Annotated in this window: 17 protein-coding genes and 1 pseudogene; 15 read left to right on the forward strand and 3 right to left on the reverse strand. The window is 67.3% G+C overall.

Features of this window, described 5'->3' with window-relative positions; translation table 11 throughout:
• Positions 1–49 precede the first annotated feature (49 nt).
• The 7 genes from iscU (at position 50) to CEK29_RS08045 (ending at position 4863) form a co-directional block, all read left to right on the forward strand.
• The gene (gene iscU / locus CEK29_RS08015; RefSeq protein WP_094799054.1) at positions 50–454 is read left to right on the forward strand and encodes a Fe-S cluster assembly scaffold IscU; all 405 of its coding nucleotides are present in this window, start codon (positions 50–52) and stop codon (positions 452–454) included.
• A 1-nt stretch (position 455) separates the two neighbouring features.
• On the forward strand, positions 456–779 hold the full coding sequence (gene iscA, locus CEK29_RS08020; RefSeq protein WP_094799055.1) for an iron-sulfur cluster assembly protein IscA: 324 nt from the start codon (positions 456–458) through the stop codon (positions 777–779).
• The gene (gene hscB, locus CEK29_RS08025; RefSeq protein ID WP_094799056.1) at positions 779–1291 is read left to right on the forward strand and encodes a Fe-S protein assembly co-chaperone HscB; all 513 of its coding nucleotides are present in this window, start codon (positions 779–781) and stop codon (positions 1289–1291) included. Before iscA ends, hscB begins: the two co-directional genes overlap by 1 nt.
• Before the next feature lie 75 nt (positions 1292–1366).
• Entirely contained in the window at positions 1367–3229 is a 1863-nt protein-coding gene (gene hscA / locus CEK29_RS08030; RefSeq protein ID WP_094857769.1) for a Fe-S protein assembly chaperone HscA, read from the forward strand.
• An 8-nt stretch (positions 3230–3237) separates the two neighbouring features.
• Positions 3238–3579: an ISC system 2Fe-2S type ferredoxin gene (fdx, locus tag CEK29_RS08035; protein WP_094799058.1), complete on the forward strand. Its 342-nt coding sequence runs from the start codon at positions 3238–3240 to the stop codon at positions 3577–3579.
• 1 nt (position 3580) lies between these two features.
• On the forward strand, positions 3581–3775 hold the full coding sequence (gene iscX / locus CEK29_RS08040; RefSeq protein ID WP_094799059.1) for a Fe-S cluster assembly protein IscX: 195 nt from the start codon (positions 3581–3583) through the stop codon (positions 3773–3775).
• A gap of 200 nt (positions 3776–3975) precedes the next feature.
• On the forward strand, positions 3976–4863 hold the full coding sequence (locus tag CEK29_RS08045) for a methylglyoxal synthase (protein ID WP_094799060.1): 888 nt from the start codon (positions 3976–3978) through the stop codon (positions 4861–4863).
• Between the two features lie 36 nt (positions 4864–4899).
• Here the strand turns inward: CEK29_RS08045 and CEK29_RS08050 are convergent, their stop codons facing one another.
• Positions 4900–5700: an enoyl-CoA hydratase/isomerase family protein gene (locus tag CEK29_RS08050; protein ID WP_094799061.1), complete on the reverse strand. Its 801-nt coding sequence runs from the start codon at positions 5698–5700 to the stop codon at positions 4900–4902.
• A gap of 245 nt (positions 5701–5945) precedes the next feature.
• Here CEK29_RS08050 and CEK29_RS08055 point away from each other — a divergent pair.
• The 8 genes and pseudogenes from CEK29_RS08055 (at position 5946) to CEK29_RS08090 (ending at position 14337) form a co-directional block, all read left to right on the forward strand.
• A pseudogene (locus CEK29_RS08055) lies at positions 5946–6745 on the forward strand (ABC transporter ATP-binding protein).
• Positions 6745–7623 (forward strand): branched-chain amino acid ABC transporter permease, encoded by an 879-nt coding sequence (locus CEK29_RS08060; RefSeq protein WP_094857770.1) that lies wholly within the window; start codon positions 6745–6747, stop codon positions 7621–7623. Before CEK29_RS08055 ends, CEK29_RS08060 begins: the two are co-directional and overlap by 1 nt.
• A gap of 1 nt (position 7624) precedes the next feature.
• A complete protein-coding gene (locus CEK29_RS08065; protein WP_094799064.1) occupies positions 7625–8662 on the forward strand; it encodes a branched-chain amino acid ABC transporter permease in 1038 nt (345 codons plus the stop codon).
• 59 nt (positions 8663–8721) lie between these two features.
• Positions 8722–9888 carry an ABC transporter substrate-binding protein gene (locus CEK29_RS08070; protein ID WP_432759229.1) on the forward strand — a complete coding sequence of 389 codons (1167 nt, stop codon included), beginning with the start codon at positions 8722–8724 and terminating at the stop codon, positions 9886–9888.
• 9 nt (positions 9889–9897) lie between these two features.
• Complete coding sequence (locus CEK29_RS08075; protein ID WP_094857771.1) at positions 9898–10701, forward strand: ABC transporter ATP-binding protein; 804 nt, start codon at positions 9898–9900, stop codon at positions 10699–10701.
• Positions 10702–10763: 62 nt separating this feature from the next.
• Positions 10764–12554, forward strand: a complete 1791-nt coding sequence (locus tag CEK29_RS08080) for an AMP-dependent synthetase/ligase (RefSeq protein WP_094857996.1) — start codon at positions 10764–10766, stop codon at positions 12552–12554.
• Positions 12554–13711, forward strand: coding sequence for a thiolase family protein (locus tag CEK29_RS08085; protein ID WP_094857997.1), 1158 nt, complete (start codon positions 12554–12556; stop codon positions 13709–13711). The genes CEK29_RS08080 and CEK29_RS08085 overlap by 1 nt, the downstream gene beginning before the upstream one ends.
• Entirely contained in the window at positions 13708–14337 is a 630-nt protein-coding gene (locus tag CEK29_RS08090) for a TetR/AcrR family transcriptional regulator (protein ID WP_094799066.1), read from the forward strand. The genes CEK29_RS08085 and CEK29_RS08090 overlap by 4 nt, the downstream gene beginning before the upstream one ends.
• A gap of 68 nt (positions 14338–14405) precedes the next feature.
• Here the strand turns inward: CEK29_RS08090 and CEK29_RS08095 are convergent, their stop codons facing one another.
• On the reverse strand, positions 14406–14705 hold the full coding sequence (locus CEK29_RS08095; protein ID WP_094857772.1) for a hypothetical protein: 300 nt from the start codon (positions 14703–14705) through the stop codon (positions 14406–14408).
• A gap of 18 nt (positions 14706–14723) precedes the next feature.
• Positions 14724–16244: a lysine--tRNA ligase gene (lysS, locus tag CEK29_RS08100; RefSeq protein ID WP_094799068.1), complete on the reverse strand. Its 1521-nt coding sequence runs from the start codon at positions 16242–16244 to the stop codon at positions 14724–14726.
• Between the last annotated feature and the right edge of the window lie 6 nt (positions 16245–16250).

Raw genomic sequence — 16250 nt, forward strand, 5'->3', positions numbered from 1 at the left:
CGCGGCGTAGTCCGCGACACCGTAGAACGACAGAATTCGGAGAAACATCATGGCATACAGCACCAAGGTCCTGGACCACTACGAAAACCCCCGCAACGTGGGCTCGTTCGACAAGGGCGACGAGTCGATCGGCACCGGCATGGTCGGCGCGCCCGCCTGTGGCGACGTGATGAAGCTGCAGATCAAGGTGAGCGAATCGGGTGTCATCGAAGACGCGCGCTTCAAGACCTACGGCTGCGGTTCGGCGATTGCTTCGAGCTCGCTGGTCACCGAGTGGGTGAAGGGCAAGACGCTCGACGAAGCGCTCAACATCCGCAACACCCAGATCGCCGAAGAGCTGGCGCTGCCGCCCGTGAAGATTCACTGCTCGATCCTCGCCGAAGACGCCATCAAGGCGGCGGTGCAGGATTACAAGACGAAGCACGGCGCCACCGAGGCCGTGGCGGCAGACTGACATGGCCGTTACGCTGACCCAACAGGCGGCCAACCATATCGGCCGCTATCTGCAAAAGCGCGGCAAGGGTATCGGGCTGCGGCTGGGCGTGCGCACGACCGGGTGTTCCGGTATGGCGTACAAGCTCGAGTATGTCGATGAAGTGCAGGCCGAAGACCAGGTCTTCGAAAGTTTCGGCGTGAAGGTGTTCGTCGATCCGAAGAGCATGCCCTACATCGACGGTACCGAGCTGGATTACGCCCGCGAAGGCCTCAACGAGGGCTTCAAGTTCCAGAACCCCAACGAGAAGGCGAGCTGCGGTTGCGGCGAGTCGTTCACGGTGTAATGGCCGCGGACGACCATTTCAGCCTTTTCGGGCTGCCCGCGCGCTATGCACTCGACGACGCCGCGCTGGAGCAGGCGTGGCGCACGGTGGCCGCGCGGGTGCACCCCGATCGCTTTGCGACGGCCAGCGCACCCGAGCGGCGCGTCGCCATGCAGTGGGCCGCGCGCGCCAACGAAGCCTACCGCCAGCTGCGCGACCCGCTGCTGCGCGCCCGCTATCTTTGCGAACAGGCCGGCATCGACCTGCAGACCGAGAGCAATACCGCCATGGACGCCGCATTTCTGATGCAGCAGATGGAGTGGCGCGAGATGCTCGACGATGCGCGTCACGATCCCAAGGTCGCGGCGGCGCTCGAAGCCGAACTGAGCGAGGCCCGCGCGCAGATGCGCGCGACGCTCACCGACCTGCTCGACGAGAAGCGCGACTACGCGGCTGCCGGTGTGCGGGTGCGTGAATGGATGTTCATCGAGAAAATCGCCCAGGAGCTGGCTGCCGCGCGCCCGCTCGCTTGAGGCACGTGCCCGTCCGGATGCGTGCCGCCAGCGCGGCGGCCGATCCGGGCCGGCCTCAACCTTTTGCACAGAACCATGGCTTTATTGCAGATTTCAGAACCGGGTGAGTCGCCCGCGCCGCATCAGCGCAAGCTGGCGGTGGGCATCGACCTGGGTACGACCAATTCGCTCGTGGCGTCGGTGCGCAGCAGCGTGGCCGAAGTGCTCCTGGACGAAGCCGGCCACGCGCTGCTGCCGTCCGCCGTGCACTACCGCGAGGATGGCGGTGCGACGACCGGCCGCGCCGCGTTGCCGCAACAAACTCAGGATCCGCAGAACACGATCGTCTCGTTCAAGCGCTTCATGGGCCGCTCGGCGGCCGACGCGCGCGCCAGCGGCGCGCCGTACGAGTTTGTCGACGCGCCGGGCATGGTGCGCCTGCGGACGCGCCAGGGCGACCTGAGCCCGGTGGAAGTGTCGGCACAGATTCTGGCGGTGCTGCGTCAGCGCGCCGAAGACGTGCTGGGCGATGACCTCGTGGGCGCCGTGATCACGGTGCCCGCCTATTTCGACGATGCCCAGCGGCAGGCCACGCGCGACGCCGCGCGGCTGGCCGGTCTGAACGTGCTGCGCCTGCTCAACGAACCCACGGCGGCCGCGATCGCCTACGGCCTGGATCAGGCGGCCGAGGGTGTCTACGCCGTTTACGATCTTGGCGGTGGCACGTTCGACATTTCGATTCTGCGTCTCACCAAGGGCGTGTTCGAGGTGATCGCCACCGGCGGTGACACGGCGCTGGGCGGGGACGATTTCGATTCGCTGATCGCGGCGCAGGTGGTCCAGACGCAATCGCTGGGCGAGCTGTCGCTGGGTGAGCGCCGCGCGCTGCTCGTGGCGGCACGCCAGGCCCGCGAAGCCCTGACCGACAGCGAGGAGGCCACGCTCGCGTTCAACCGCGCGGATGGCACCTCCGTCACGCAGGTTCTGTCGCGCGGGCAGTTCGACGCCTGGGCGCAGCCCCTGGTTGCCCGCACGCTCGACGCCGCGCGCCGCGCGCTGCGCGATGCGAATCTCTCGGTGAGCGATGTGCAGGGCGTGGTCATGGTGGGCGGCGCGACGCGCATGCCCGTGATCCGTCAGGCTGTCGGTGCGTTGTTCGGCACCGAACCGCTCGTCAACCTGGATCCCGATCAGGTCGTGGCGCTGGGCGCCGCGCTGCAGGCCAACCTGCTGGCGGGCAACCGCGCGCCCGGCGAAGACTGGCTGCTGCTTGACGTGACGCCGCTGTCGCTGGGTCTCGAGACCATGGGCGGGCTGGTGGAGCGGGTGATCCCGCGCAACAGCACGATCCCGGTGGCACGCGCGCAGGAGTTCACGACGTTCAAGGACGGCCAGAGCGCGATGAGCGTGCACGTGGTGCAGGGCGAGCGCGACCTGGTGTCCGATTGCCGTTCGCTGGCGCGCTTCGAACTGCGCGGCATTCCGCCGATGGTGGCGGGCGCGGCGCGTATCCGTGTGACCTTCCAGGTGGATGCCGACGGGTTGCTGAGCGTCACCGCTCGCGAGCAGAGCACGGGTATCGAGGCCGCCGTGACGGTGAAGCCCTCTTATGGTCTCTCGGATGACGAGATCACCCGCATGCTGTCCGAAGGCGTGTCGCAGGCGGACGCCGATGCGCGCGCACGCATGCTGCGCGAACAGCAGGTCGAAGCCCGCCAGCTGGTCGAGTCCGTTGGCGCGGCGCTGGCCGCCGACGGCGATCTGCTGGACGCCGACGAACGTGCGCGGGTGGACGCCGCCCTCGCCGACGCCGCCGCCGCGCGCGATGCCCCCGACGTGGACGCCGTGCGCGCCGCGGTACAAGCCCTTTCCGATGCGACCGAGGATTTCGCCGCCCGCCGTATGGATCGCAGCATCCGTAACGCGCTCGCCGGCCGCAAACTCGACGAACTCGCCTGATATCCGTTATGCCTAAACTGACCGTATTGCCCCATCCCGAGATTTGCCCCGCAGGCGCCGTCATCGATGACGCGCCGGTGGGCGCGTCGATCTGTCGCGTGCTGCTGGATCACGATATCGACATCGATCACGCGTGTGAGCTCTCTTGTGCCTGCACCACGTGTCACGTCATCGTGCGCCAGGGCTTCAGCTCGCTCGAAGACGCGACCGATTCCGAAGAGGATCTGCTGGACAAGGCCTGGGGCCTGACCTCGACCTCGCGTCTGTCGTGCCAGGCCCTCATCGCCGATGCCGATCTGACCGTGGAAATCCCGAAGTACACGATCAATCACGCCAAGGAAGATCACTGACATGAAGTGGGTCGACACTTACGAGATTGCCACGGCGCTGGCCGATACCTATCCCGACGTGGATCCCACGACGGTGCGCTTCACGCAGCTGCGCGCGTGGGTGCTCGAGCTGCCGGGTTTCGACGATGATCCCGCCCACAGCGGCGAGAAGATCCTCGAAGCCATTCAGCAGGCCTGGATCGACGAAGCCGACTGAGTGCAGGGCGTCTGACCCCGAACCCCGCTGCGTGCGGGGTTTCTTGTATGCGGCGCGGGCGTGCGGGCTGCGCCTTCCCGCATTGCGGGAGCGGGGCGCCTGCGCACACTGTCATCGGCCAAGCGGTATCATCGGCAGGCACGCAATCGCGCGTGCAACCGTGCGGCCCGGCGCTGGCCCCTTGATATCGTGCACTGTCCATGACCGCTCCCCGACTGCGCTTTGGCCTCGCGGCCAACCGACTCCACCATGAAACGCCCGACGCGGCGCTTTTCACCTGGCTGCGCGCGTCTTCGGCCACCATCCGCGAAATGGGCATCCAGCTCCACACGGTCGGCCGCACGCACGATGCCATCGTGCGCGAGGGCATGCTGCAGGGTTACAACGGCCTGATCCGTTACCCCTACGGCCGCGAGGGCGGACTGATGAAGCTGGTGGCCCGCGTGACCGAAGGGCGCGACGGCGAAGCGCCGTTCGACGGTGCGATCTATCTGATCGACCCGGTCGACCCGTCGTCGATCTTTCCCGAGGCGCTTGCGCTCAAGCGCCAGTGCATCACGCATGGTCGTCCGTTCATCTCGACACTGGCCGGCGCCATCGAATGGATCGAGGTCGAGCGCGTGCTCGCGGGGCTCGCGCCGGATCCGGCCTTGTCACGCAATTTCGATTTCACCGGCCAGACGCTCGCGCTGATCGCGCACGATGCGCTCAAAGACGAGATGGTTGCGTTCGCGGACGAGTACTTCGACGTGCTGTCGCAGTTCTCGCGGCGTGTGGCGACCGGCACGACGGGCGGCCGCTTGAACGAGCTGGCGTGGTCGCGCGGCTGGCCGCAGGACAAGCCCTGGGTGCACCGCTACCTGAGCGGCCCGCTGGGCGGGGATGCGCAGATTGCCGAGCTCGTGCTCGAACACCAGTGCCAGCGCGTGATCTTTTTCGAGGATCCGCACGTGGCGCGTCAGCACGAAGCGGACATCCAGCTGCTGGAGCGTGCGGTGCGTGTGGTGACGGGCTCCGCCGCGTGCGCCACCTCGCCTACGGTGGCGCGCCGCTGGGCCGGCGCCGTGCGCGCCCGCGCGGCGGCCTGATGCCTCGCTTGCGCGGCCTGCCGGCCGTGCGCGCCTTTACTGCCCCGTAAAACGCGCGGGCCTTTTTTCGCGGAACGCACGCACGCCTTCCGCGAAGTCCGCGCTGCCCGCATTGGCCAGAAAGCATGCCGATTCATCGCCGAGCTGGGTTTCGAGCGGCGTGAGCGCGGCCTGACGCAATAGGCGCTTGAGCCCGGCGATGCTGGCCGGCGCGTGCAATGCCAGCGTGCGGGCGTAGTCGCCCACGGGATCGCCGTCGGTGGCATCGTAGACCTGGTTGATCAGCCCGGATTGCAGGGCGCGACTGGCGTCGATCGGTTCGGTGCGCAGCAACAACTCCATCGCGCGCCGCCGGCCGACCAGTCGTACCAGCGCGTGCGTCATGCCGGCGTCGGGCGTGGCGCCGAGTTTGAGATAGGCGGTCGCGAAGCGCGCATCTTCGGTGGCCCACGCGAGGTCGCAGCCCAGCGCGAGCGACAGCCCCGCGCCCGCGGCCACGCCATGCACGTCGGCCAGCCAGATCTTGTCCATGCGCGCGATGTGGGCGACGAAATCATTGAGCGGAACGAATAACGCCTGCAGCGTGGCGCGGATGCGTGCTGCGTCGCCCTCGAACATGCCGATGTCGCCACCGGCGCAGAACACCTTGCCCGCGCCGCGGAGGATCACGACGCGGATGCGAGGCTGCGCGGCGATCTGATCCGCGGCGCGCTGCAGCTCGCGGCCCATTTCGACGTCGATGGCGTTGAGCGCGGCGGCCCGGTCGAGCGTGAGCGTGGCGCACGCGTCGTCGGTATCGAGCCGCAGGGTCTGGAACTGCGTATCAGCATGGTCCATGAAGGTCTCCGTTTCGGGTAAGTACCTACTGTTCGAGCCAAAAACCGGAATGCTATGTTCGCAACCAAGCGCTTGCTCGGTCCTACGCCGGGTTAGCGTACCGCATCCCCGCTCGTCGCGGACAGGCGCAGCGACATCGCCGCGCAGGTCTCAGGGGGATTCGCCACGCAGCACTTCGCAGTACCGCAGTCGCAGTACATAAAAAAGCGAGGAGACAGCAGGTGGATCGTATCGAGCCAGACCCGTTGCTGCGGGTCGAAGGGGTGACGCTCGCCTTCGGCGGCGTGAAGGCACTGTCCGGCGTGGGCTTCGACGTGCGGGCGGGCACCATCACCACGGTCATCGGGCCCAACGGCGCGGGCAAGACCTCGCTGTTCAACACCATTTCCGGCTTCTATCGCCCGAGCGTCGGGCGCATTCACTTCGCCGGACAGGACATCTCCCGTGTGAGCGCGCCGGTGCGTGCACGCCTGGGTCTGGCGCGCACGTTCCAGAACATCGCGTTGTCCGCGGCATGACGGTGCTGGACAACATCAAGCTCGGCCGTCATGCGCACCTGCGCACCAATGTGCTCGATGCCCTGATCTATGCCGGACGCGCGCGCCGCGAAGAGCTGGCGCTGCGGGCCGAGATCGAGTCGCGCATCATCGACTTTCTGGAGATCGACCACATCCGCAATCTCCCGGTGGCGTCGCTTCCCTATGGCCTGCAAAAGCGCGTGGAGCTGGCGCGGGCCCTGGCCATGCAGCCGCGCATCCTGATGCTGGACGAGCCGGTGGCCGGCATGAATCGCGAAGAGACCGAGGACATGGCGCGCTTCATTCTCGACGCGCGCGCCGAGTGGGGGCTGACGGTGCTCATGGTCGAGCACGACATGGGCATGGTCATGGACCTCTCGGACCACGTGGTGGTGCTCAACTTCGGCCAGGTGATCGCGAGCGGTACGCCGCAGGCCGTGCAGGCCGATCCGGACGTGATCAAGGCGTATCTCGGCACCGGCGACGTCGGCGACCTGCGTGCCCGGTTGCGCGCGGAGGCGGCCTGATGGATGCGCTGTTTCTCTTCGAGGTGAGTCTTGCCGGTCTGGGCGCAGGCGGCCTGTACGCGCTGGCCGGCCTCGCATTCGTGATCGTCTACAAGGCGACGCGGGTGGTGAACATCGCGATCGGCGAGTTCCTCATGATGGGCGCGTATCTCTTCTACGCCTTCGCGGCCGATCTGCAATGGCCCATCTGGGCGGCGGTGACCGCGGCCTTGCTGGCTTCCGGCCTGCTGGGTGCGCTGGTCGAGCGCGTCGCGATCCGGCCGATGCTGGGCGAGTCGCCGATCTCGATCTTCATGATCACGGTGGGGCTGGCGTCGATTTTGGTGGGCGTGGTGGAGCTGGTCTGGACAGCGGATCAGCGCCGGCTGCCGGAGTTCATGCCGCGCGCGCCCGTGATGATCGGTGAAGCCTTCGTGGCGTCCAAGGTGTTCTACGGCTTCCTGGTCGCGGTGGTGCTGTCGGCGCTGGCCCTGGCCGTGTTCCGCTACTGGCGCGGGGGCGTGGCGCTGCGCGCGACCGCTTCGGATCAGGGGGCGGCGTATGCGATGGGCATCAACGTGCCGCGCGTCTTTTCCCTGGCGTGGGCGGCGGCGGGTGTGCTGGCCGCCGTGGCCGGGATCGTGGTGGGCGCCATCGGTGGTATCTCTTCCTCGATGGGCACGTTCGGGCTGTCGGTGCTCGTCGTGGTGATCGTGGGCGGGCTGGACAGCGTGGCCGGGGCGCTGCTGGCCGGGGTGTTCGTCGGCCTGCTCGAATCCTGGGCAGGCGCCTACCTCGGCGGCGAGTACAAGCTGCTCGCGACCTTTGTCGTGCTCGTAGTGGCGCTGATGATCCGGCCATACGGGCTGTTCGGCACCCGCGACATCGAGAGGCTCTAGCATGCGCATCGCCACGGCCAAGACCAGCTACGCCGCCGACCAGGCGCTCTTCGACAGCCGCACGCAGCACGTCTGGCTGTGCCTGCTCGCGCTCGCCCTGATCGGCTTTCCGTTCTTCGCCAATGCCTATTGGCTCTATCTGGCCTGCCTGGTCGCGATCCACATCATCAGCGCGATGGGCCTGAACCTGTTGACGGGCTACACCGGCCTGGTGAGTCTGGGGCAGGCGGCGTTCATGGGCCTGGGCGCCTACACCGTCGCCGTGTTGCAGACTCGGTTCGGACTGCCATTCTGGATCACGCTGCCCGCGGCCGGCGTGGTGGCCATGCTGGGCGGCGTGCTGGTCGGCATTCCCTCGCTGCGGGTCAAGGGCCTGTATCTCGCCATCGTGACCATCGCGGCGTCCTTCATCGCGCACTTTTTGTTCGCCAACCTGAGTTTCACGGGCGGGACGGCCGGCCTGCAGGTCGCGCCGGCGCGTGCGCTGGGCATCGATCTGGACACCTCGTTTCGCATTTATTGGCTCATCGTGCCGATCATGGTGCTGATGCTGCTGGGCGCCGCGAATCTGTTCCGCACGCGCATCGGACGTGCGTTCATCGCGATCCGCGACCGCGACATTTCGGCCGAGGTGCTGGGCATCGACCTGCTGCGCTACAAGCTGCTGTCTTTCGGGCTGTCCTCGTTCTACGCCGGCGTGGCGGGCGGGCTGTGGGCGTACTTCTTTCGCGTGGTCACGCCGGAGAGCTTTCCGCTCATCCTGTCGATCTTCTACCTGGCGGCGATCATCGTCGGCGGCATGGGCTCGGTGCTCGGAACCATCCTGGGCGCGGCCTTCATGGCCATGGTGCCCGAAGTGCTCAAGCTGATCGTGGGCTGGCTGCCGTTGGGCGGCGATGCGCTGAGCCTGCTGTCGCCGGTGCGCACCATCGTGTTCGGTGCCCTCATCGTCGGCTTCCTGATTTTCGAACCGCACGGGCTCGCCGAGATGTGGCGGCGCGTACGGCGCTTCTTCCATTTGTGGCCGTTCAGGACCTGAGCCGGCGCCAAGCCGGCCAGATGACAACACCCAAGAGGAGACACACCATGAAGCACGGGATGATGCAGGGATGGCGACGCTGGCTGGCGCCGCTGGCCATGGCCGCCGCGCTGGGCCCGGCGGGCGCGGCGCATGCCGCCGAGGACATCGTGATCGGCGGCTCGATCCCGCTGAGCGGGGTGTTCGCCTTCGCGGGGCAGGGCATTCACGCGGGCATCGGCGACTACGTGAAGATGATCAACGAGCAGGGCGGGGTGAAGGGCCGCAAGGTGGTCTATGTGCCCGAGGACACGGCGTACAAGGTCGATGCCTCGGTGGCCGCGTTCAAGAAGATCACCAGTCAGAACAAGGTGAACTTCTACTACGGTGACTCGACCGGCTTCTCGAAGACGATCAACGCCGAGCTGGATCGCGCCGGCACGATGATCATGAGTGGCGCCTCGTTCGCGACCGAATTGAACGATCCGAAGAAGTATCCCAATCAGTTCATGCTGGGCCCGGACTACACCGAAATGTTCGGCATCCTGCTGCGCTACATCGCCAAGGAAAAGCCCGGCGCCAAGGTGGCGTTCGTGTACTCGGATACCGAGTTCGGCCGCGATCCGATCGCCAGCTCGCGCGGCGTGGCCGAAAAGCTCGGGCTCAAGGTGGCCACCGAGATCATGACGCCGCCGGGCAGCGTGGATGTGTCGACCGAGGTGATCAAGCTGCGCCGCGCCGACCCCGACTTCACGATCTTTCATGGCTACGTGCTGGCGCCGATTCCCGAGTTCGTGGGGCAAGGCAAGCGCATGGGCCTGAAGACGCGCTACATGGGCACGTTCTGGACCATGGACAACTCCACCGTGATGCAGATGGGCGAGGACGCGGAGGGATTCATGGGCGTGATGCCTTACCGCTACTACTACGATGACTCGGAGAAGGCGCCGATGCTCGAGAAGATCCGCGCCATGCGGCCGCAGTATCAGAGCACCGGCTATATGCAGGGCTTCCTGGCTGCGATGCTGTTCACCGAGACGGCCAAGCGAACACTGGACGCGGGCAAGGACCTGACCGCCGCCAACATGAAGGCCACGCTCGACGGCATCAAGGACTTCGACACCGGCGGCATCATCGGCGTGCCCATCACCATCAAGGGTAACTCGATCCCCGTCGGGCGCATCTATCGTGCCGATACCAAGCAGAAGAAGATGGTGCCGGCCTCCGACTGGATCGTGTTGAACTGAAGGCCGGCCATGTCTGAAACCGTGCTCGAGGTGCGCAACGTCGAAGTGGTCTACAACAAGGCCGTGCAGGTGTTGCGCGGCCTGTCGCTGGCGGTGCCGCGCGGCCAGATCGTGGCGCTGCTGGGCAGCAATGGCGCGGGCAAGTCGACCACGCTGAAGGCGGTGTCCGGTCTGCTGGCGCTCGAAGACGGTGAGCGCGTGCAGGGCGAGATCCGCTTTCTGGGGCAGGAGACCGCGCGGCTGGCGCCACAGTCGCTGGTGCGCGCGGGTCTGGCGCATGTGATGGAGGGGCGCCGGGTGTTCGAAGACCTCACGGTCGAGGAGAACCTCGTCGCGGCGACCTACGCGCTGACGGGCCGGGGGCAGCGCCCCGACTTCGACCTCGTGTACGGCTACTTCCCGCGGCTGCACGAGCGCCGGCGCGGACTGGCCGGTTATTTGTCCGGCGGCGAGCAGCAGATGCTCGCCATCGGCAGAGCGCTCCTGGCCAAGCCGTCGCTGATGCTGCTGGACGAGCCCTCGCTGGGTCTGTCGCCGATGTTGGTGGAGAGCCTTTTCCGCATCATCGCGCGCATCAACGCGGAGCAGGGCGTGTCGATGTTGCTGGTGGAACAGAACGCCTCGGTCGCGCTGGCGGTCGCCCATTACGGCTACATCATGGAGACCGGCAAGATCGTGATCGACGGCAGCGCCGAGCGTCTCGCCGGCGACGCCGATGTGCGGGAGTTCTATCTGGGTGTGGGCGGGGGCGGGGAGCGCCGCGGCTTTCGCGATCTGAAGCACTACAAGCGCCGCAAGCGCTGGTTGTCGTGAAGGAGCTGGCCGTGGCCGATACACCGACGCCTCTCACCCTGCCCGCCCTGACCCTGCCGCAGATGCTGCGCGAGCAGGCCCGCGCCATGCCGCAGCGCGTGGCGTTGCGCCAGAAGGAGTTCGGCATCTGGTGGCCCCTCACCTGGCGCGCCTACTGGGAAGCCAGCGTCGAGGTCGCGCTGGGATTGCAATCGCTGGGACTGGGGCCGGGCGCCCACGTCGCCGTGATGTCGGAAAACCGCCAGGAGTGGTTGCTGGCGCAACTGGGCGCGGGTGTCCTCGGCGCCGTGACCGTGGGCGTGTACGCGACGAGCCCGGCCGCGGAAGTGGGGTTCGTGCTGGAACACGCGGATGTCGATCTGGTCGTCTGCGAGGATCAGGAGCAGGTCGACAAGGTGCTCGAGGTGCGGGCCCGGCTGCCGCGCCTGCGCGCGATCATCATGATCGAGACCAAGGGTCTGGGCAGCTATCCCGACGAGGTCCGCGCCGGCATCGTGCCCTTTACCGAACTGCGGGCGCGCGGCGCTCAGGCCGCGCCCCAGGCCCGCATCGATCTGGAGGCGGCGCTCGAACGGCAGTCGCTCGAAGACGTGGGGCTGATGATCTACACCTCGGGCTCCACCGGCAAACCCAAGGGCGCGATGATCCGCTACGCCAATATGCGCGGCGTGGCGCCGGGCATCGCGGAGCGCCTCGGCATGAGTGCCGGGAGCGTGCATCTTTCGTATCTGCCCCTATGCCACGTGGCCGAGCAGATGCTCTCGAGCTTCGTGCCCATCTACCTGGGCTCGCAGGTGAACTTCGGCGAGTCGATCCGTACGGTGCAGGAGGACCTGCGCGAGGTCGCGCCCACGGTGTTTCTGGGCGTGCCACGGATCTGGGAGAAGCTCCATGCCGCGATCAGCATCAAGACCCAGGAATCGGGCCGGCTGCGGCGGGCGCTCTTGCGTCATGCGCTCGCGGCCTGCATGCCGTTTCATGAGAAGGCCGCGCATCAGCGCAGCCTGCGCGAGCGGCTGGTGCACGGATTCTGGTACTGGCTCGTGCTGCGTGCCCTGCAGAACTTCATCGGGCTTCGGCGGGTGCGCGTCGCGCTGACGGGCGCGGCGCCGATTTCGCCGCAGGTCGTGCGGTTTTTCCGGGCCCTGGGCGTGCCGCTCATCGAGGTCTACGGCCTGACCGAATCCACCGGCATGGTCCTGGGCCAGCGGCCCGACGCGGTGCGCGTGGGCACCGTCGGCGAGGCCACGCAGGGCGTGCGATGGCGGCTGGGCGAGCACGACGAGCTGCAGCTGCACGGCGAGATGGTGTTCGCGGGCTACTACCGCAATCCCGAGGCCACGGCGCAGACGCTGCGCGACGGCTGGCTGCATACCGGCGACGTGGCGCGAGTGGACGGCGATCAACTGCGCATCGTCGATCGCCTGAAGGACATCATGATCACCGCGGGCGGCAAGAATCTCACGCCGACGGAGATCGAGGGCGCGGTCAAGGGCAGCCCGTATGTGAAAGAGTGCATCGCGATCGGCGACGGCCGGCGTTATGTGTGCGCACTGATCCAGATCGAGTTCGACACGGTGGCGAAATGGGCCGAACTGCGGGGGCTGTCGTTCACGCATTTCCGCTCGCTGGCCGAGCATCCGGAGGTCCGGCGCATGGTGCAGCAGGAGATCGATGCGGCCAACGAGGGGCTGGCGCCCGTGGCGCAGATCAAGCGCTTTCATCTGCTGGTGAAAGAACTCGATCATGACGACGACGAAGTGACGGCCACCATGAAGGTGCGCCGCGCCAATATTCACCGCGCCTACGCCAGCGAGATCGAGGCGCTCTATCGTGAGCAGGAGGCGGCATGATGACCGAACCGGTGATCCTGGAGGCCTTGCGTACGCCATTCGGGCGGCCGGCCGGGCAGTGGGCGCAGCACCGCCCCGATGCGCTGCTGGCCGGCGTGCTGCGCGACGTGACGGCCAGCGCGGGCATGCCCCCGGAGGCGATCGACGACGTCATCTGCGGTTGCGTGAGCCAGGCCGGCGAGCAAGGCGCGAACATCGCGCGGCAGGCCGCGCTGCTCGCCGGCCTGCCCGAGTCGGTGCCCGGCGTGACGCTCAACCGCATGTGCGGATCGAGCCAGCAGGCGCTGCATTTCGCGGCGCAGGCGGTGGCGGCGGGCGATGCCCGTTATGTGCTGGCCTGCGGGGTGGAGAGCATGACGCGCGTGCCCATGTTCCTCGACGTGACGCTGGGCGCGCGGCCTTTTACCGGCTTCGACGGTCTGCATCCCGATCTGCTCGTCCGCTACCCGATTCCGCATCAGATCGAGAGCGCGGAGCGCATCGCGGCGCAATGGCAGCTATCCCGCGAGGCGCTGGATGCGTGGTCGGCACAGAGCCATGCGCGGGCCTGGCACGCGAGCGCTCAGGGTTGGCACGACGAGCTGACGGCGGGCGCCTCAGGCGAGCGCACGCCGCGAGACGAAGGCATACGCGAGCACGTCGACCCTGCCCGGATGGCGGCCATGCGTCCCGTGCTGGATCCCGCGGGCCCCGGGCGGGTCACGGCGGCCAATGCGAGCCAGCTCGCGGACGGCGCGGCCGCCATTCTCGTCGGAGACCGGCAGCAGGCATTGGCCGACGGCATCCGGCCACGGGCACGCTTCCTGGCGCGCGTCGTGGTGGGCTCCGATCCGCTGCTGCAACTCACCGGTGTGATTCCGGCGACCGAGCGCGCGCTGCGTCAGGCGGGCCTGGCGCTGGCCGATCTGGACTGGATCGAGATCAACGAAGCGTTCGCGTCGGTGGTGCTGGCGTGGCTGCGCGAGTTCGATGCCGATCCGCGCCGCGTGAATCCCTGGGGTGGGGCGATCGCGCACGGGCATCCGCTCGGCGCGACCGGCGCCGGTCTGATGGCCAAGATGCTGAGCGGACTCGAGCGCACGGACGGTACTCTCGGCCTTCAGGTGATGTGCATCGGGCATGGAATGGCCACCGCGACGGTGGTGGAGCGCCTGTGAACACGCCGACGGCCGGCGACGCGGCGCCAGCGCAGGCGGACACGACCCGCCGTCAGGAGCTGATCCGCGCGGCGGGCCGGTTGTTCCGCCAGCAGGGCTACGAGCGCACGACCGTGCGCGATCTGGGACGCGCCGTGGGCTTGCAGTCCGGCAGCCTGTTTCATCATTTCCGCAGCAAGGAAGAGATCCTGGTGGCGGTGATGTGCAATGGCATCCAGGAAGTGATCGACGGTGGCCGCGCGGCGATGGCCCGGTTCGAGGCGCCCGGCGATCGGCTTGCTGCGCTGTTCCGCGTGCACATGTGGAGCATGTTGCGCGGTGACGGCGGCGACGCGATGAATGCGCTGGTGTACGAGTGGCGCAGTCTGTCGGCGGAGAACAAGGCGGGTGTGAAGCGCCTGAGCGACGCGTACGAAGCGATCTGGCAGCACGCGGTCGAGGCGGCCGTGGCGGACGGCACGCTGCGCGGCGATCCCGCGATCATCAAGCGCAGCATCCTGGGCGCGATGAATCTCACGGTGCAGTGGTATCGCCCGCAAGGCCGGTTGGCGCCGGCGGAGTTCGTGGATGCCTTGCTGGTGGCGACGCTGCCGACCCTGCGGGCCGGAGCGGGCAATCCGCACTAGGAATTGCCGGGCCACGGCGCTCGGCGACCGTCCGAAGGCGGTGGCCGGGGCGCGCGTGGCCGCAGGTGTTATTTCACGCGCTTCATCATGGCGCCGACCGCGCAGCCCAGGCTGATCACCAGCAGCAGGCCGGAGAGGCCGAGCAGCGCGTCGCCACCGCCGCGGTGGCTGTCGGTCGGGCCGGCATTGGTGCCGAGCCACAGCACCAGCGTGATCAGCGAGCCGGTGAGGGCGCCGACGCTGCCGGCGCATAGCGCGATGAAGAGGCGCCGCGCCCGATCAACGGGCTGGTTGGCGCCGCGCCGCGGCAGGACCACGTACATGACCAGCACCAGGAACGCGATGATGAGCAGGAATTTGACGATCATGCGCGGTCCTGGTGAGGGTCAGTCTTCACGGCGCAGGTGCGGGAAGAGGATGACGTCGCGGATGCTGGGGCTATCGGTGAGCAGCATGACGAGACGGTCGATGCCGATGCCGCAGCCGCCCGTGGGAGGCATGCCGTACTCGAGCGCGCGGATGTAGTCGGCGTCGAAATACATGGCTTCTTCGTCGCCCGCATCCTTGGCCTCGACCTGCGAGCGGAAACGCTCGGCCTGGTCTTCGGGATCGTTGAGCTCGGAGAAGCCGTTGGCGATCTCGCGGCCGGTGATGAACAGCTCGAAGCGTTCGGTGATGCCTTCACGCGTGTCGGAGGCGCGGGCGAGCGGCGAAACCTCGATCGGGTAGTCGATGATGTAGGTCGGGTTCCAGAGCTGCGATTCGGCCGTTTCTTCGAACAGGGCGAGTTGCAACGCGCCCAGACCGGCGCGCGACAGCACGGGGCCCTTGACGTCGGCGCCGAACTTCTTGAGCTCGCCTCGCACGAACTCGATGTCATCGAGCTGGTCCTGGGTGTATTGCGGCGCGTACTTCAGGATGGCTTCGCAGATCGTGAGGCGGTCGAACGGCTTGGCCAGGTCGAGTTCGCGCTCGCCATACGTGAGCACGGCGCTGCCGGTGGCGTCGATGGCCGCCTGACGGATCAGGTTTTCGGTGTAGTCCATGAGCCAGCGGTAATCCGCGTAGGCCGCATAGAACTCCATCATGGTGAACTCGGGGTTGTGGCGCGGGCTCACCCCTTCGTTGCGGAAGTTGCGGTTGATCTCGAACACGCGATCGAAGCCGCCGACCACCAGACGCTTGAGATAGAGCTCCGGCGCAATGCGCAGGTACATCTCCATGTCGAGGGCGTTGTGGTGGGTGACGAACGGCTTGGCCGCCGCGCCGCCGGGAATCGGGTGCAGCATCGGCGTTTCGACTTCGAGGAAGCCGGCGTCCTGCATCAGGCGGCGAATGCTGCCGACGGCCTTGCTGCGCGCTTCGAAGGTCTTGCGCGTGGCATCGGTCATGATGAGGTCGACGTAGCGCTGGCGGTAGCGCAGCTCCTGGTCGGACACGCCGTGGAACTTGTCGGGCAGCGGACGCAGCGACTTGGACAGCAGGCGCGCGCTGGTGGCATGCACCGAGAGCTCGCCCTTGTTCGTCTTGAACATCGTGCCTTCGATCGCGATGATGTCGCCGATGTCCCATTGCTTGAACGAAGCGTAGACCTCTTCGCCCAGCGTGCCGCGCTCGAGGTAGAGCTGGATGCGACCGGTGCCGTCCTGGAGCGTGGCGAAGCTGGCTTTGCCCATCACACGCTTGAGCATCATGCGCCCGGCCACCTTGACGTGCACGGCGGCGTCGACCAGGGACTGTTGCTCCTGGTCGTCGTATTTGGCGTGCAGCTGCGCGGCCTGCGCGTCCGGCACGAAATCGTTGGGGAACGCGACGCCGCTTTCGCGCAGCTTGGCCAGCTTGGCGCGCCGCTCGGCGATCAAGCGGTTTTCATCCTGGGCGACGGGCGCGGGCGAGTGATCAGTCATGGTGGG

It is taken from the genome of Bordetella genomosp. 5 (assembly GCF_002261475.1).
Taxonomy (GTDB): Bacteria; Pseudomonadota; Gammaproteobacteria; order Burkholderiales; family Burkholderiaceae_B; genus Bordetella.